This is a genomic window from Peribacillus loiseleuriae, assembly GCF_001183985.1.
In the GTDB taxonomy this organism is placed as follows: Bacteria; Bacillota; Bacilli; order Bacillales; family DSM-1321; genus Peribacillus; species Peribacillus loiseleuriae.
In genome coordinates this window covers 37,761-55,419 of record NZ_LFZW01000001.1, presented here as the reverse complement: position 1 = coordinate 55,419, position 17,659 = coordinate 37,761, and the positions used below count along the sequence as shown (strand labels likewise).

The following is a 17,659-nucleotide window of genomic DNA, read 5'->3' as shown; positions in this document are numbered from 1 at the left end:
TAGTTATTCCAACATAAAATTATTGGTTAAAGCCTACATTATTCCTTATGATTGTATAAGATATAACTTGTGCTTTGAGGCATTACAGCGGCGCAGCTTAGCTGGTTAGAGCGTACGGTTACCCGTAAGGTTGGGGGTTTGATCCCTTCTGCCACTATCAAATAGATGCAAGGGACTTAGGCAATTTGTAAAGTAAGTGTATAGATAAACAGAAGCGTCCCAGTTACATTCTTTTCATTAAGGAACCAACTGGGACGTTTTTATATTTAATTACACATTTGCTTTTACCGGGTAGTTAAACGCAGTAGGGGTATTACAACCTGTTAACCCGGGATAATTATATTCGTATAGTTCCCTGAGCAACAAAAAAGCAAGCTTAGTGATAAGCCTGCCTACTGTATTATATATAATTTTTCAAGGAAAAATTGCTAAACTATTGTTTTCAGCAGCAGTTTATCCGCGTCTTCCTCCTCGGCCTCCACGTTTTGTTTCTGTACTACGTTTGAGAGAAGTTAAGCGGTCTTCGCTATCTTTTAGGAAACGGGTCATTTTTTGCTCAAAGTTTTCCTTTGGTTGGAAACTTGTTTTTGAGCGGGAGTCTTTGGAACGGCTATCATTTCCTCGTCCTTGACGTGGACGTTGTGAATAAGAAGATTGTGGTTGTCCCTCAGGTTTATCTTTTGCCTTTTTAATAGACAAGCCAATTTTTCCGTCTTTTTCAACGTTGATGACTTTAACTTCAACTGCATCACCGACTTTAAGATGATCATTGATATCTTTTACATAATTATCGGCAACTTCACTGATATGAACAAGCCCTGTTGAGCCTTCTGGTAATTCTACAAACGCACCAAAATTAGTAATCCCTGTTACTTTACCTTGTAACTTGCTGCCTACTTCGATTGACATAAAAAAAATGTTCCTCCTTAGAAATGTTAACTATCACTTCATATTATATTATAACGAAAGGAAAAAAACAGTGTCAATATTAGTCACTATCGTCCTCTTTTTCAGGCAGATTAAAAATGATCTCCCCTTTTTCAGATAAGAAGTATTCCTTTCTTGCCAATTTCGCTATATACTCGTCATCCTCAAGCTTAACAATTTCCTCTTTTAATACGTTTGCTGTCTTCTTTAATTGAGCTAACTTACTCTCAACCTGCTCCATTTCTGCAGTCTTTGTTTCTAGGGCCTCTGCTTGGGTAATAAGCGTAATGGCGGTCAACACTGAAATAATGGCAGCACATATTCCATAAAAAGTGAGGCGTCGAATCAATCCGCGTCTCTTCTTTATATATGTATGCTCTTGTTGCTCTTGTTGTAAGACATAGTCTGATTCAATTTTCGCCACTTTCTTTTTTCGGAGGCTATCCACTCTATTATTCACCCCTCAAATTTTTTTACTTCTCCACTTCACAACAATTACTTTTATAAACTTCTTCATTTTTATAAATATTCCTGTAATTTCATTATAAAACTTACCGACGTTTTTTGTAACAGCATTCGGCAACTTATTCCAAAAATATAAGAAAATCCAGAAAAAAGGTCGTAAGATTACCTTTAAGGTTATAAAAATTAAGCGGATGATCCACTTAACGATTGAAAAAAGAACTTTCCCTATACCAAATATCAAAAATACAATCCCAGTTACCAACCATTTTATCGGTTGGTAAATTAAAAGTTGAAATGATTTCCTCATAAATTTCGCAGTTGCAATAACACTCGTAATAAAGGCTTCAAGAATTTTATGATAGCTCTTTTTCAAAAGCGCTTGATATGCAGAGAATCCACAAAGTAATGCAAGAAAAAGGTAGAAACGAAACTCCCCTTCATTGATTAAGAATAGCACATAAAAGATGATTAGGCCTTGTACAACCCAGAAAAGAAAGTCATTTAGAAAAACAAACCAGGCTCTTCGCTTTGTCCGCTTTAAAAAGCGGTTATACGTATCCAAGGCAGCGCCGAAGCAGCTGCCCATTCCAATCATGGCAAGTAAGGTATAAAATTGAATAGTTAGCGTCATTTGAACAGCTTCCCGAAGAACCCTTTTGCTTTTTCCCCTGAATGTTCATCTAAATAGACAAGATCAAAAATTTTACCTTTAATGGATACAATACCCTTTTCTACGTCTAAATTTTTCATTTGTAGATTTTGCCCGCGTATTGATAAAAAGCCCATATTCGTTTCAAGAAGAAACTCTTCATTATCAAAGCTTTCTACTTGTTTTACTCCAGTAATATCTAGTAAACGGCGACCTCTCATGGTGACGTCATGTTCTTGAATTGTTGCTTTCTGATTGTTTTGGACTGGTTCATAATATTGGCTCATCTTCATCCCTCACATTAAAACGTTTTGTACATGTCTATGTGAGATTTACAAAGATTAGAACAAGCCTCGCTAGCCGGCCGCTTTACTCACCACCCAATTTTTCCTCTTTCAGAACCGTGTACATATTGGCTGCTTCTTCTTTTTTTGTTGATTCCTGTATTTTTTCGATTCGCACTGTAACCCTTTTTTGTCCGAATTGAATAGCCAGCTCATCACCTTCTTTGACATTGGAACTCGCCTTAGCAGGGGTACCATTAATACTAATACGTCCTTTATCAGCCACCTCTTTAGCCAATGTACGTCGCTTTATTAAACGCGATATTTTCATAAACTTATCTAGTCTCATCGTCATTTAGATTCTCTCCTTAATTTATAATCCTTTAGATTTTGCTTCCTCCCAAAAACGATCAAGCTCATCCAGCGAATAATTAGCAAATTCTTTTCTCTCATTTTGAATACACGCTTCAATATATGTAAATCGATTATAAAACTTCTGATTAGCAACATATACTGCTTCCTCAGCTTGAATCCCATAAAAACGGGTAACGTTCACAAGAGCAAAGAATAGATCACCTAATTCCATTCTTAGAGCAGCCTCATCCCCTTGATCCATTTCCGCTTCTACTTCGATTATTTCTTCTTTAACCTTTTTCCATGCTTCAGAAACTTCATTCCAATCAAAGCCTACTTTTGCTGCTCGTTTTTGATATTCATGCGCACGAATTAAGTTTGGAATGAATTTACCAACATCATCTAGCAATGATTTATTTGTAGATCCTGCCTGTTCTTTTTCTTCTTGTTTAATTTGTTGCCAATTTTTTAGCACATCTTCTTCCCCGTTCACTTCGATATCACCGAAGACGTGTGGATGACGGCGAACCATTTTTGAAGATATACCTTCTATCACATCTTCAATCGTAAACATTCCCTCGTCTTCGCCAATTTGGGCGTGCAGCAGGACTTGCAGGAGAACATCTCCTAGTTCAGCTATAATTTCATCTTCATCTTGTTTGTCAATGGCATCAATTAATTCATACGTCTCTTCGATTAAGTACTGTTTCAGGCTTTCATGCGTTTGTTTTATATCCCACGGACAGCCATTTGGTCCTCTTAATTGTGCAATAATTTGCCTAAAGGTAGAAAATTCTCGATACTGCTTGTTTATTTCTTTGACAGGTGGAACATAGACACTTGTCAGATTACTAAGTTCCATTTCACGATCGAGCTCATAAAGAGGTAGTCTTTTTACCAATTCAGTTTCGCTGCCAGCTGCGGTAACGAGATAAACAGCGTGGTCATCAGGCAATTTTTCCATAAGTGTCAGCTTAACATTCGATGCAATAAACGGATCATATACTTGTCCAATGATCATATGCTGATTGATATGCAAATCGTCTTTCTCAAGTGCTGTCCCATCAAGAAGTTGAAAACCTTCAATTGGGTCAATCTTCACGGCCAGAAACAATGCATCAAGAAAGCTTTGACCTCCTTCTACTTTAACAGATACTCCATATTTTGGTCCCTTTTCAATAAGAATCTGTACCGTCTTTTCAGCCACCATTGGATGGCCTGGCACCGCATAGAGTACCGCCTCGACCGAAGCTTGCTTGAGCAATGTCTCAGCAATTTCCTCATAGACCTTCTCAAAAGTATCATGCTTTTCATAAACATCATCAAAGCTAATGAATGAAACACCTTCGTTCATCAATTCATTTATGACAGGATGTTCCACCGTTCGCGCGAAGCAGGAAGATGCTTGCTTAAGTTTTTTATAAATGCCATAAGGAAGCTGGTCTAAGTCACCTGCACCAAGGCCGATTATTACAATATCGTTTACCATTTTATCGATACTCCTCTTTATGTAAATATGTAACCAGCTTTTCTCCTAACGGAAGAAGAAGAAGCTCATTCTTTGTAAATAGCCCAGTCTTAAGGATACTGTAAATAAACAGGATTCCTCCCAGACTTACACCGATTAAAGCCTGGACACTAGAAATGGATCGACCTGATAGCTGAAAAAGTTGAAAAAGCTGATTATACACAATCAAAGTCACGGCCATAGTAACCGTTGCTCCTACGATAATGTATACACTGTTTTTTTCAAACAAAGGCTTACTGACTTTTGTTTGTAGAAAAACAGCTAGTAGCAGTGCCATTAATACGAAACAAAGAACGGTGGCAACAGCCGCTCCCGCTATTGAGTAATGGGGTACGAGCAGTCTGTTAAGACTCCATTTACAAGCAAGCCCAAAACCAACTGCCACAACTGGCGCCCACGTATGACCCATACTTTGCAGAATGGCTGATTGGGCCATAATAACTGATGTAAAGAGAATGGAAACGGCTAATATCGCAAGAGTACCGGAACCTTTCATGTCAGTGAATAGCATGATATTTACCGGTTTAATCAAGCAGATTAATCCGCTAGAAGCCGCCACTCCAACAGAGGTGCTAACTTTCAGTGTAAAACTTATTTTGTTTGCCAGCTCATCCTCATCCTTTTTTTTCATAGCGAGAGAGATGATTGGAATCATTGTCAGTGATAAGGACGTGGCGATAACCGTTCCAAGCTGAATAAGCGGCTGACCACGGTCATATACCCCCTTCCACTCTTTTGCCTCGGTAGCACCTAAGCCGATTTCTCCCAATAGATTATAAAGTTGCAGAGAATCGACAAGCTGAATGAGCACAAGAATTAATCCTGTCACGCAAAAAGAAAAACCTTGAAAGATTAGAGCTTTCATGACGAATGGGAAATTCCTAAATCTCAAAGATGCTTTTTTTAGGTTTGACCATTCTTTCCTAAAAATAAGAAAACTCAAGAGAATGAACAAACCCATTAAACCACCTGTTACAGATCCAAAAACAGCACCTGTACCAACTTCATATAAGGAAGAACCATGTCGAATAAGAAATAAAGACAGCAACAAGATGGTAGCGACTCTTATGAGTTGCTCTAATACTTGAGACAAGGCTGTTGGAATCATATTTCCTTGTCCTTGATAATACCCCCTGATTACTGATGCAGCAGGCATTAGTAAAAAAGAAAACGCGATGATCTTCAAGAGCCCTGTTAACTGTGGATCACCCATAGCAGCTGCAATCGAATCTGCGAAGAAAAATAAACCACCAAACATCACTATACCTAATGCTCCAAGTATGGCCAATGAACTCATAAGAATTTCGTTAGCAGAAAACCCATCTCCAGAATCATCACGTTCTGCCAATAACTTTGATATTACTGCAGGAAACCCCAAAGTTGACAGTGTTAGAGCAATCCCATAAAAGGGATACACTTGCTGATAAATATAAAAGCCTAAATCTCCAACTATGTTTTGATACGGAATGCGATAAGCGGCACTTAATACCTTCACTATAAGACTGGCAATACTTAATATGAACGCCCCTCGTACGAGCTCTCTTGTTGTCTTCAAAGGCCCTCCAACCATCTTAAGAACCCCTTCCACACATATGTGGTTGTATTATAGCATAAAGTGAAATTTCTATCAGTGGGGGGTCCTCGCCCACTGGTGGCCAGCCTCATTCTAATGTCGCTAAATCGAAAGCTAACGCTTCGATAAAGCAACACCCCGAACCCGATCTAAGCACGCCGCGTCCTCATGTCTTCGTCTGTGTGACCCACATCTTGTGAACCTCAACTATACCTCTGCTTACACATTGGTAAGTTTCACTGTATCTCACCAATCAGGGTATTACGGCCTGTTGAACCGGGATAAAGCGAAAAGTGGAAGCATTCCGGTCAAGGGAAGGTTAACTAAAAATCACCACTCCGCTACTTTTTAGTCTCCAACACATAAAAAGGACAGCATCACGCTGTCCCTTTTGATATTTGTATAATGCCTGTCTTATATTATATTATTGTTCCATTTGTCTAGCTAAAAAGCTTGCTGCTGTTTCTACCGCTTTATGTTCTACTTCCCCTACCGTTTCTTCCTTAGAGAAGATCACGACGGCTCCAATTGGATCACCATTGGCAACAATGGGGGCCACTGTATATGATTGAACTTCTTCTTCATTGGAATCGACAAATGAGACTTCTGATTTCGCTGTAATGATTATTGAATTACGATCATCCATCGTTTTTTCAATAAAATCACTTACATTTTTGTTTAAATAATCCTTTTTTGAGCTGCCTGCAACTGTGATATATGTATCACGATCACAAATTAAAACAGGATTACCCAAGCTATCGAACAAGGCCTCTGCATATTCCTTTGCAAAGTTTCCCAGTTCACTAATAGGTGAATATTTTTTTAAAATAACTTCTCCATCTCGGTCTACAAAGATTTCTAATGGATCTCCTTCACGAATACGCAAGGTTCTGCGAATTTCTTTTGGGATTACCACTCTTCCTAAATCATCAATTCGGCGAACAATACCAGTTGCTTTCATCTTGTGTTGCCTCACTTTCATCAAAATTGATTTCCTAATAATGACTTCGTATTTAAGACAAAATCATCATCGACCTTGAATATAGTATTTTTCTAATGGAAAGTTCTATACACTTTGAAAAAATTTTTCTTTATTTCCTTACAAAATTACTTTATCGACAGTGTACCTATTTCACCTAATTATTGATTCATCGTTTGATTTTCTTTATTAACATGCTGCAGGCCCTTTACTAGCTCGAATAGTACACTCAACCATTTGTCATGGTCCATACCTTTTGAATGGAGCACAAGCTTCATTCGGTTCCCCTCCATACCTAGACCAACTGCACGACCAAACTTCGAACTCAAAAGGAATACTTTTTGTCCATCAATTTTACTACTTTCTTGTTCTGAGATAAAAATCGTGATTTCCTGCTTCAATTGCTTAATGCTTTCAACAGATGCAAGACTCGCATACACTTTAATTTCTGAAATTAACAATAAATAGGCTACTTCAGGTGGATAATCTCCAAAACGATCGACGATTTCCTCTTTCAATTCATCTAAATCCTCTAGAGTGGAGACGCCTCTAAATCTTTTATACATTTCGATCTTTAGATGTCCATCAGAAATATACGTATCAGGGATATATGCATCCACATCGACATCGATTTCAAGCGTTGTTTTCTCTTCGACTGGTTTATCATTCCTTTTTGCTTCCACAGCTTCTTTGAGCATTTCCGAGAATAAATCAAATCCAACAGAGTCAATAAATCCGTGTTGCTGAGATCCTAGCAAGTTTCCAGCTCCTCGGATTGATAAATCACGCATAGCAATTTTAAAACCTGAACCTAGTTCAGTAAATTCTTTAATCGATTGAAGCCGTTTCTCGGCTACCTCCGTCAAGACCTTGTCCATTCGGTAGGTAAAAAATGCATAGGCAATCCGATTAGAACGCCCTACTCGGCCCCTAAGCTGATAAAGCTGAGAAAGCCCCATTCTATCTGCATCATGAACGATTAATGTATTTACATTTGGAATATCAACACCAGTTTCGATGATCGTTGTACTGACTAACACATCGTACTCACCTTCTAGAAAACCAAGCATGACCGCTTCTAATTCCTGTTCCGTCATACGGCCATGGGCATAGGTGACTCGGGCATCTGGAACTAACATGGAAATTTCCTCTGCCTTTCTTGCTATATCCTCTACCCGATTATAAAGAAAGTAAACCTGCCCTCCTCTTGCCATCTCTCTTTCAATTGCCTCGGTAACTAAAACACCGTTGTACTCCATCACATAGGTCTGAATTGGAAAACGATTCTCAGGTGGCGTTTCAATGACAGATAAATCCCTAACACCAAGCATAGACATATGCAACGTACGCGGAATAGGCGTCGCTGTTAATGTCAATACATCTACATTTGTTTTAAGCCTCTTGATTTTCTCTTTATGAGTAACGCCAAAGCGTTGTTCTTCATCAATAATAAGCAAGCCAATATCTCGATATTCGATATCCTTCGACAATAGTCGGTGGGTCCCGACAACGATATCTATCGTGCCCGCTTTCAGGCCTTTCATCGTTTCAGTCTGTTGCTTTCTCGTTCGGAAACGGCTCATTTGTCCAATATTAATCGGATAATCCTGGAATCGTTCACGAAGTGTTTCAAAGTGTTGCTGAGCAAGGATTGTAGTTGGCACTAGAAAGGCTACTTGTTTTCCATCGGCTATCGCCTTGAAGGCGGCGCGAATCGCCACTTCTGTCTTGCCATATCCCACATCACCACACAATAAACGATCCATCGGTCTTTCGCGTTCCATGTCTAGTTTTATCTCATGTATGGAACGCAGCTGATCATCGGTTTCGTTATAGGCAAATGCACTTTCAAATTCACGTTGCATATCCCCATCTGGAGAGAAGGCGTACCCCCTTGCTTCTTCTCGCTCTGCATAAAGTTTAATAAGATCATCTGCTATATCTTGAACAGAGGATTGAACTTTGCTTTTCACTCGCTTCCAATCGCTTCCGCCCAATTTATAGAGCTTCGGTTCCTTACCTTCTGAGCCTACGTATTTCTGAACGAGATTGATCTGATCTACCGGTACATATAATTTATCATCAGCTTGATAGCGAAGATGCAAATAATCCTTATGAATACCATTAATCATAAGTGTCTCGATACCTAGGTATCTCCCTATCCCGTGATTAACATGAACTACATAGTCTCCCACTTTCAATTCTGAATAGCTTTTAATCCGTTCAGCATTCGAAAGCTTTTGACGTCTTGTTGATTTTTTTGTTTTTTTATTAAATAATTCCTGTTCAGTGATAATCGCATATTTTTGAAGTGGTAATTCAAACCCGGTGTTCAAACTGCCTTTAAGAATTTGAATCCTTCCCGGTAAAATCTTACTTGTATCGGAAAGTTCCGCAGCGTCGATGTCATAATCCGCCAAAAGACCTACTAGTTTTTTTACACGTTCATCATCAGGGCCTAAAATGACTACTGCATATTTCCCTTTTTTCCAACGTTCGATTTCAGCCTTAAAAACGTTCATTTGTCCATGAAAATTTTGCATTTGCTTACATGTAAAATTCAAGATATTTTGCGGATTTGTATGCGGTACATGACGCAAAAACAATGATAAGTAAATCAGCTTCTGCTTTGATTGTGCGAAAAGCTCAGGGAGCTTATGCGAAATTTGTATATCATGAACAATCTGTCCCGCTTCGAGCAAACTTGTGTACCATTCCGCTTCCTCTTTTTCAAGTGTATCGTTAATCTCCTGAATTCGACTTATCTCATCTAGGATTACCAACCCATTACTCGGCATGTAATCTAGCAAACTAGTAGGATTTTCATAAGCAAGACTTAAATATTTAAAGACTTGGTCAGGTCTATGTCCCGTTTTCAGCTGCTCTAACTCATAAGAAATCGTTTGCAGCATTTGTTCCTTAGCTTTATCATTTTTTATTTTTGATAAACTTTTGCTTAATTTACTCTCAAGCGATTTGATAATTCTTTCATAATGTTCAGACTCCAAAAGGTTTTCAGACACTGGTCCAATCTTTACGCGGTCAAGCTTATCGAGCGAACGTTGATTTTCAAGTGAAAATGTTCGAATGGAGTCAATTTCTGTATCAAATAACTCAATCCGAATTGGATTGGGTTCTGTTATAGGATAAATATCAATAATTCCGCCTCTTAAGCTAAATTCGCCAGGAGATGACACCATTTCTGACCTTGAATACCCCATGGAAATGAAAGTATGTAATAAGTTGTCTAAATCAACGTCTGTACCTAATGAAAAGTGTAATTGATATTTCTGCCATAATTCTTTTGAGGGTAGCATCTTTCGCAAGCCCGGGATTGGAACGATGACAACTCCTTTTTCGGCATGTGACCAATAATTTAAGGCTTCTATGCGCTGCGCTCGCAACTCGGGGCTTGCCACACTCAACTCGGCTGCAATTAACTCATTCGCAGGATAGATAAACAACTCCTCTTCCGGAATAAAATTCACCAAATCCTCCTGAAGCTTCTGAGCTTGTAATTGATTATGTGTAACAACCAGCAATGGCCTTTCAGTTTCTTCGTACAATGCAGCAATTAACATCGATCGGGATGAACCTGATAATCCAGAAACTAATTGTTCCTTCAATCCTTCATTTACTCCAGTAATTAACGAATGGACTTCATTATGTTTGGAGAACAAATTTTGTAAACCATTCATATCTTCTTCTCCTCCCTTTTCTGACTACTTTACCTACTTTATATATATTCCTTTTAATAAAAATCAAAAATCAACGAAACGGAAAAATGCTTTGGATTTCGATCCAAAGCTTACTTCCGCTTAATGAATTATATAATCATTTTGATGCAAGTCAGGGTTCCTTTGCAATGCTTCGTGACAATCTTCGCAAATTGCCTTCACATGTACATTCCCCACTGAATCATAAGCAATCATATCTTGCCGTTCTTCATCATTAAGTTGGGTAAGACCCAGCTGCTCTGAATGTAGTATGGTCTCACTTATCGTACCAATCTTAGTACCACAATGCCTACATGTGTAATGGAGAGCCATTCACTAACCCCCTAATTTAGAAAGATTACCCTTAGTATAGGCCTAAATAGGAGGTAATTATTCAGCATGCAGAACATTTTTTAGGATTACGATTGATTATACTCATTCATAACTTGTAAGAATGGAGACTTCAACCATGCCTCACATGCATGAGCGCTTTTTTCAATTATCGGTTCAATCCTTGTCCACTCTTCTTCCGTAAATCGACCTAATACATAGTCAGTCACAGGAATTCTACCCTCTGGTCGGCCTATACCGATTCTAATTCGGTTGAATTCTTGCGTACCAAGATGAGCGATTGTTGATTTAATTCCATTATGTCCACCTGCACTGCCCTTTTGACGCAAGCGAATTCTACCAGGAGGCAAATCTAAATCATCATATAGAATGACTAAATCATCATTCTCAAGCTTAAAGAAGTTCATAACAGCCGAAATGGATTCTCCTGATAAGTTCATATATGTCAGTGGCTTTAGCAACAAGACTCTTTCACCATTTACCGAGCCACTTCCATAGATTCCTTTATGCTTTGCTTGATCTAAAGGAATGGACCACTTTTTCGAAAGCTCGTCTATCACTTCAAACCCGATATTATGTCTCGTTTTCTCATATTGTCTGCCGGGGTTCCCCAGCCCAACGATTAACTTCATGATTCACACTCCATTTATAAAAGAACATCCATGAGCATCTGCTCTAAAACCCATCGATGAAAAGTATTCAGGTTCTAAAAACTGTATTACCCAATGAAGGTGGCGGTGCGGAGCTAATTTTTTAGAAGCCCCGTCCCTTTTCCACGGAAAAAACCGTCACCGGTCCTTGGTTACAGTACACTAAATTTCTATACATTATATAAAAAGCTTACCTCATCTCTACGGATCGTTGCAAGCGGTATGAGACCTAATATCATAAATGTACTGTTCTCTTAAAAGAGATTGTTTAAAAGCCCAGTAAAAGGGCTTGATAATTGCATCAAAGCTCATTAATGACCTTCTGCTAAGATCGCCTACGTCCTGTGCGTAACACAGAAGTCAGCATATCCTGCGCAAGTCCGGTCCCCAAGTATTACTGTATACGTGCAGGTCTAGAGACGATCGCCCCTCGAACTTCTTGGCTTTTTTTATCTTCCATTTTGAACACGCACTATAACAAAAAGGACGCAACCTTTATCGGTTACGTCTATTATATCATGAGCAGAATGTTCTATATGCAAGAATTCTGTCGAACAACTATCAAAATATACGACAAATCTTACGCTTTAGATTCAGGTGAAGCTTTTGTTTCACGACCTTCTTCATTATCAGGAGTACCACCGTCCTGCTGCTCACCTGTATTAATTTCCTCTTCTTGTCGTGGAGCAAGTACTGATGCAATAACCTCATCATCATCATGGTTGAATGTAATCTTATAATTTCCTTTTACATCCCCTACTGTTACGACACTTCCTACCGTTAAACTTGTTACATCTACATCGATTGCTTCAGGAATATCATTTGGCTTAGCAGTAATCGTCAATTCATGAACAGATTGTTGTAATACACCGCCATCCTTAACACCCGAAGATTTACCTACAAGATTAACTCTTACATGTGTCTGCAGTTCAGTAGACATATTTACAATAAGAAAGTCTGCGTGATAAATATCATTTTTAAGTGGATCTTGCTGATAGTCTGTAAGCATTACATTCTTCTTTTGACCTTCAACTTCTAAAGAAATAATCCCATTTCTCCCAACGTCCTTAATCATCTTAAAGAAATCACCACTGTTAATTGAGATTGCCACGCTTTCATTTTTGTTACCGTACACAACTGCTGGAATTTCACCACTCAATCTTAATTGACGTAATGTGGACCCTTGAGATTTAGCGCGCTCTTTTGCTACTAATACATGACTCATTTATCTCATTCCGCCTTTCTAATCAAAATTCAAAGCATCTCTCTATAAAAATTGCCCTTAAATTGAAACTTCTAAACGTATTTTTGGAAATATAAAAAACAGCAAGAAAATGATCCCTGCTGTTTTTTATATTAATCAAATAATGTACTAACAGATTCCTCTTCATGGACACGGATAATTGCTTCCGCAATCAATGGAGCTACTGATAATTGAACAATTTTATCTATTTTTTTCTCTTCACATAAAGCAATCGAGTTTGTTACGGCTAATTCCTTAATTTTGGAATTTTGGATTCTATCAATAGCCGGCCCTGATAAAACTGGGTGTGTACAGCACGCATACACTTCCTTCGCCCCATTTTCGATAAGAGCATTAGCTGCTAATGTAATCGTCCCAGCTGTATCGATGATATCATCAATTAGAATAGCTGTTTTCCCTTCAATGTTCCCGACAATATTCATAATCTCTGCCACATTTGGACGTGGTCGACGTTTGTCGATAATAGCAATCGGTGCTTTTAAGCGCTCTGCCAATTTACGGGCACGTGTAACCCCACCATGGTCAGGAGAGACAACGACGACATCTTTCAAATCTTTCCCCTCAAAATAATCGGCTAAAATAGGTACACCCTGCATGTGGTCAATCAAAATGTCAAAGAACCCTTGGATTTGTGGAGCATGTAGATCTAATGCAATTACGCGGTGTGCGCCAGCTGTTTCTAATAAATTAGCGACAAGCTTAGCTGTAATAGGCTCACGAGCGCGCGCTTTACGGTCTTGACGAGCATACCCATAATACGGCATCACAATATTAATTGTTTTGGCAGAGGCGCGTTTTAAAGCATCGATCATAATCAATACTTCCATCAAATGTTCATTAACAGGATCACTTGTTGATTGGATGACATAAACATCACAGCCACGGATACTTTCTTCAATATTAATATGAATTTCACCATCACTAAAATGAGTAACAGAGCACTTCCCAAGTCCTACTCCAATCACTTCTGCAATTTCTTCTGCTAAACCAAGGTTTGAATTTAAAGAAAAAACTTTTAAATTTGGATCTAAATACTGATTTGACATGATGACCTCCACAGGTTATTTATTAAATTTCAGGTTCTTAACATAATCTTCCTTATTAAGTTGGCGAGCACGAGCAATGGAGAAGGCTTTCCCTGGTACATCCGAAGTAATCGTAGATCCAGCAGCAACGTACGCCCCTTTTCCTACAGTCACTGGTGCCACCAAATTAGAATTACAGCCTATAAAGACCTCATCTTCAATTTTGGTTAAATGTTTGTTAAAACCATCGTAATTAACTGTAATGGAACCACAGCCTATATTTACATCTTCTCCAACTTCAGCATCTCCAATGTAACTTAGATGAGATGCTTTACTTCCCTTACCAAAAACCGTTTTCTTAATTTCAACAAAGTTGCCGATTTTCACTTCATCCTTAATATCCGATTGCGGGCGGATATGAGCAAAAGGACCAATATTAACACGATGACCAATGCTACTGTCAGAAGCAACCGACTGTCTCAAACTTGAACTGTCACCTATATGGCAATTATCAACTTCTGTTTGGGGTCCAATAATACAATCGTTCCCAATCACGCTGTTTCCTTTAATAATCGATCCTGGATATATGACTGTATCCGAGCCTATTGTAATATCAGCCTCTATATACGTATTTTCAGGGTCAATAATGGTCACGCCACTTCGCATATGGGTTTCGTTAATACGCTGACGCATCAATTTCTCTGCCTGTGACAAAGCAACGCGGTCATTGACCCCCATCGTTTCATTAAAATCTTCCGTTTGATAAGCGGTAACCGTCTCACCCTGAGTTTTTAGAATTTCAATGACATCTGGAAGATAATATTCACCTTGGGAATTATCATTAGACACATTTTGTAAAGCTGTAAATAAAGCCTTGTTATCAAAACAATACGTACCCGTATTAATTTCCTTCACATTGCGTTCTAAATCATTCGCATCTTTGTGTTCCACAATTTTCTCTACATGACCCGCTTCATTTCGAATGATACGACCATACCCATCCGGGTTTGTCGCTAGGGCTGTCAGAATACTCGCTTTTGCATTCGTTTCTTCATGAATCTTCATCAGAGCTTCCATGGTTTCCGCTTTAATTAACGGCGTATCTCCACAAATAACAATTGTCGTTCCGTCCTTGTCGCCCAGCACATGATTTGCTTGCATCACAGCATGAGCCGTCCCTAACTGTTCTGCTTGTAAAGCATACACACATGCAGAACCAAGCTGTTCTTGAACCTTCTCCGCACCATGTCCAGTAACAGTTACAATCTCTTCTACTTGTAGTTGGCTAACCTGATCCACAACATGTTGGACCATTGGTTTGCCACATACAGGATGCAAGACTTTGTATAGCTTAGATTTCATTCTGGTACCTTGTCCTGCTGCCAAAATGACTGCATAGCGATTCATCATAACAGGCCTCCATCTTTACCTTTTTATCCATTAAAAATATATCTTAAATAGGTATAGTTTTCAATAAGAAAAGCTAAAAGCGCGACATTCCTATGTCCTCGCTATTCTGACATATCCCTACTACATCCTTATATCTTCGTCGAATTCAGCACACCCTGTAAAGCCAAACAAACAAATATTCTCACAAAGGCTAGATTGTATTTGTGAGAAAGATAAAGAAAATACATATTCCATTCAAGCTTAACGTACTACATCATTTTTAATAGGATGTACCCTTCATTCAATAAGTTAGAGCACCATATGCATTTGCTCAATTAGTCACAAGCTAGTCTGTTTTTATTATATACCTTTCCAAAGACTTTTTTAGCACTATTAACAAATTTTATAGGGGAAATTTTTTCTACATGCATAATAAAAGATTAAACGGGGGAGAAAGCTGGAAAATTCACAGCAAATTGTGAAAGAATAATAAAAAGAGCCTTACTTATGAAGTAGGCTCCTGATGCTTTTCCAATTAAATTGTAGATTTACGAAGCTCCCGCTCCCGCTTCTTCTAATTCAACTTCTAATTCTCCTAAACGATGATATTCCGCTAAAACAGCTTCCTGGATTTTACCACGTGTTGAAGAGTTAATTGGATGGGCAATATCGCGGAATTCTCCATCCGGTGTTCTTTTACTTGGCATTGCCACAAAAAGACCATTATTACCATCAATCACACGAATATCATGGACAACAAATTCATTATCCAATGTAATGGATGCGATAGCCCTCATTCGACCATCAGTATTTACGCGGCGTAATCTTACGTCAGTTACTTCCATTCCTGTTCACCACCTCAAATTAATTAAAAACTTAGAATATATATTCAACACAGATAGTGAATTCTCCTTTTTTAAAATGGATTTTTTTAAAAAAAGGAGAAAGTTTTTAGATCTTATTCCTTTACTATTATTAATAGGGTGAAGTGCGGGAGTTTTTCGATTGGAGAAAAAGAGGACCTACATACGCTATCTCAAAAAGTTAACAATTAACATAAAAATCAACTTTTGTATATAATCTTATAATAATTACTTTATTGCTAGTTTAACACTAAGACGTTACTACTGTTGGCGTATATGCCCTGTTCGACCCTGATGGGCAGAAGTTTTGGGGAAGGCTGCTTGCACTAGACACGAAAGCTCATTTAAAAAAAGTTGGTTTTTCCATAAAAAAACGCTCGTATTATTTAACGAGCGCAACCACTTCTATTTCAATTAAAGCATCTTTGGGAAGTCTAGCTACCTCTACACAAGAACGTGCCGGCTTATGAGTTGAAAAGTATTCACCATATACTTCATTGATACTGACAAAGTCTTCCATACTTTTAATGAAAACTGTCGCTTTAATAACCGTTTCCAAGGAAGCACCGGCTTCTTTTAATACGGCTTTCAAGTTTTTAAATACTTGGTGAGTTTGTTCCTTTACATCACCTGTTACCATTTCCCCTTCAGCTGTAAGTGGAATTTGTCCCGAACTAAAAAAAAGATTATTGACGATAATTCCTTGTGAATATGGACCAATTGCAGCAGGTGCCTCATTAGTATGGATAGAATTCATCTTGCCATCTCCTTTTATCATTCAATTATTTACATAATTACCTCTTGATACTGATATTATTTTATCACGTTCATCGACTTCTGTAAGTTTAATTAAAGAAACGAATTGATCAACGAGACGTTCTTCAATTTCATCTGACTCAACGAAAACAGTAATTCCGGCAAGAGTTGCCTTGAACTCTTCTAATAGGCTAACCATCCCTTTAACTGTCCCGCCAGCTTTCATAAAATCATCGACGATAAGGACTTTAGACCCTTCTGCTAGACTTCTTTTTGATAAAACCATTGTCTGAATGCGCTTAGAAGATCCGGATACATAATTAATACTCACCGTAGGCCCTTCTGTCACTTTGTTATCTCTCCGAACAATCACAACAGGAACATTTAAATAATTGGCAACCGCATATGCAAGCGGAATTCCCTTTGTAGCCATGGTCATGATGACTTCTACTTGCTTGTCTGCGTAAGCCGCTGCAATAATTCGACCAATCATATTCACTGTCTCAGGATGCCCCAAGATATCTGTCATATATAAATATCCACCAGGTAGCAGACGTTCAGGGCTCGCTATAACACTACAAAGATGGTCGATAAAAGCGGTGGCTTCATCTGACTTTATGCCTACCAAGTATTTAACACCACCGGCAGCCCCAGGTACTGTTGTTAACGTCCCAATGCCCCTCTGTTCAAAGGTCTCTTTAATAATGGTTAAATCTTCACTAATCGATGACTTTGCCGAACTATATCTTTCTGCAAAGAAAGTGAGCGACACTAAGCGGCCAGGATGAGCTAGTAAATAATTTGTCATATCAATAAGCCTCTCGCTACGCTTAAATTTCATTTCAACACTCCTCGTTAAAAAAACGAATATTATATTATAAATATA

Annotated in this window: 17 protein-coding genes and 1 tRNA gene; 1 reads left to right on the top strand and 17 read right to left on the bottom strand. The window is 38.5% G+C overall.

The window, feature by feature from the left end; translation table 11 throughout:
• Positions 1–86: 86 nt before the first annotated feature.
• Positions 87–157: transfer RNA gene (locus AC625_RS00275), tRNA-OTHER, on the top strand.
• A gap of 296 nt (positions 158–453) precedes the next feature.
• On the opposite strand, the gene AC625_RS00270 is transcribed toward AC625_RS00275, so the two are convergent.
• The 17 genes from AC625_RS00270 to purR form a co-directional block, all read right to left on the bottom strand.
• The gene (locus tag AC625_RS00270) at positions 454–909 is read right to left on the bottom strand and encodes a S1 domain-containing RNA-binding protein (RefSeq protein ID WP_049679501.1); all 456 of its coding nucleotides are present in this window, start codon (positions 907–909) and stop codon (positions 454–456) included.
• 79 nt (positions 910–988) lie between these two features.
• Complete coding sequence (locus AC625_RS00265) at positions 989–1,375, bottom strand: FtsB family cell division protein (protein WP_049679500.1); 387 nt, start codon at positions 1,373–1,375, stop codon at positions 989–991.
• 15 nt (positions 1,376–1,390) lie between these two features.
• Positions 1,391–2,023, bottom strand: a complete 633-nt coding sequence (gene yabQ, locus AC625_RS00260) for a spore cortex biosynthesis protein YabQ (RefSeq protein ID WP_049679499.1) — start codon at positions 2,021–2,023, stop codon at positions 1,391–1,393.
• Positions 2,020–2,328, bottom strand: coding sequence for a sporulation protein YabP (yabP, locus tag AC625_RS00255; RefSeq protein WP_049679498.1), 309 nt, complete (start codon positions 2,326–2,328; stop codon positions 2,020–2,022). Before yabP ends, yabQ begins: the two co-directional genes overlap by 4 nt.
• Positions 2,329–2,410: 82 nt before the next feature.
• A complete protein-coding gene (locus AC625_RS00250; protein WP_049683512.1) occupies positions 2,411–2,674 on the bottom strand; it encodes an RNA-binding S4 domain-containing protein in 264 nt (87 codons plus the stop codon).
• Between the two features lie 24 nt (positions 2,675–2,698).
• Positions 2,699–4,168, bottom strand: a complete 1,470-nt coding sequence (gene yabN / locus AC625_RS00245; RefSeq protein WP_049679497.1) for a bifunctional methyltransferase/pyrophosphohydrolase YabN — start codon at positions 4,166–4,168, stop codon at positions 2,699–2,701.
• A gap of 1 nt (position 4,169) precedes the next feature.
• Positions 4,170–5,762 carry a putative polysaccharide biosynthesis protein gene (locus AC625_RS00240; RefSeq protein ID WP_180320046.1) on the bottom strand — a complete coding sequence of 531 codons (1,593 nt, stop codon included), beginning with the start codon at positions 5,760–5,762 and terminating at the stop codon, positions 4,170–4,172.
• A 442-nt stretch (positions 5,763–6,204) separates the two neighbouring features.
• On the bottom strand, positions 6,205–6,741 hold the full coding sequence (gene spoVT, locus AC625_RS00235) for a stage V sporulation protein T (protein WP_049679495.1): 537 nt from the start codon (positions 6,739–6,741) through the stop codon (positions 6,205–6,207).
• Positions 6,742–6,920: 179 nt separating this feature from the next.
• Positions 6,921–10,457, bottom strand: coding sequence for a transcription-repair coupling factor (gene mfd / locus AC625_RS00230; protein WP_049679494.1), 3,537 nt, complete (start codon positions 10,455–10,457; stop codon positions 6,921–6,923).
• A gap of 120 nt (positions 10,458–10,577) precedes the next feature.
• Positions 10,578–10,808, bottom strand: a complete 231-nt coding sequence (gene fin, locus AC625_RS00225) for an anti-sigma-F factor Fin (protein WP_049679493.1) — start codon at positions 10,806–10,808, stop codon at positions 10,578–10,580.
• An 86-nt stretch (positions 10,809–10,894) separates the two neighbouring features.
• Entirely contained in the window at positions 10,895–11,458 is a 564-nt protein-coding gene (gene pth / locus AC625_RS00220) for an aminoacyl-tRNA hydrolase (RefSeq protein ID WP_049679492.1), read from the bottom strand.
• Between the two features lie 598 nt (positions 11,459–12,056).
• Positions 12,057–12,701: a 50S ribosomal protein L25/general stress protein Ctc gene (locus AC625_RS00215; protein ID WP_049679491.1), complete on the bottom strand. Its 645-nt coding sequence runs from the start codon at positions 12,699–12,701 to the stop codon at positions 12,057–12,059.
• 131 nt (positions 12,702–12,832) lie between these two features.
• Positions 12,833–13,786: a ribose-phosphate diphosphokinase gene (locus AC625_RS00210; RefSeq protein WP_049679490.1), complete on the bottom strand. Its 954-nt coding sequence runs from the start codon at positions 13,784–13,786 to the stop codon at positions 12,833–12,835.
• A gap of 15 nt (positions 13,787–13,801) precedes the next feature.
• Positions 13,802–15,175, bottom strand: coding sequence for a bifunctional UDP-N-acetylglucosamine diphosphorylase/glucosamine-1-phosphate N-acetyltransferase GlmU (gene glmU / locus AC625_RS00205; protein WP_049679489.1), 1,374 nt, complete (start codon positions 15,173–15,175; stop codon positions 13,802–13,804).
• A 527-nt stretch (positions 15,176–15,702) separates the two neighbouring features.
• Positions 15,703–15,999, bottom strand: a complete 297-nt coding sequence (gene spoVG / locus AC625_RS00200) for a septation regulator SpoVG (RefSeq protein ID WP_028390521.1) — start codon at positions 15,997–15,999, stop codon at positions 15,703–15,705.
• Positions 16,000–16,399: 400 nt separating this feature from the next.
• The gene (ridA, locus tag AC625_RS00195) at positions 16,400–16,774 is read right to left on the bottom strand and encodes a 2-iminobutanoate/2-iminopropanoate deaminase (RefSeq protein WP_049679488.1); all 375 of its coding nucleotides are present in this window, start codon (positions 16,772–16,774) and stop codon (positions 16,400–16,402) included.
• A 21-nt stretch (positions 16,775–16,795) separates the two neighbouring features.
• Positions 16,796–17,614 carry a pur operon repressor gene (purR, locus tag AC625_RS00190; RefSeq protein ID WP_049679487.1) on the bottom strand — a complete coding sequence of 273 codons (819 nt, stop codon included), beginning with the start codon at positions 17,612–17,614 and terminating at the stop codon, positions 16,796–16,798.
• Positions 17,615–17,659 lie beyond the last annotated feature (45 nt).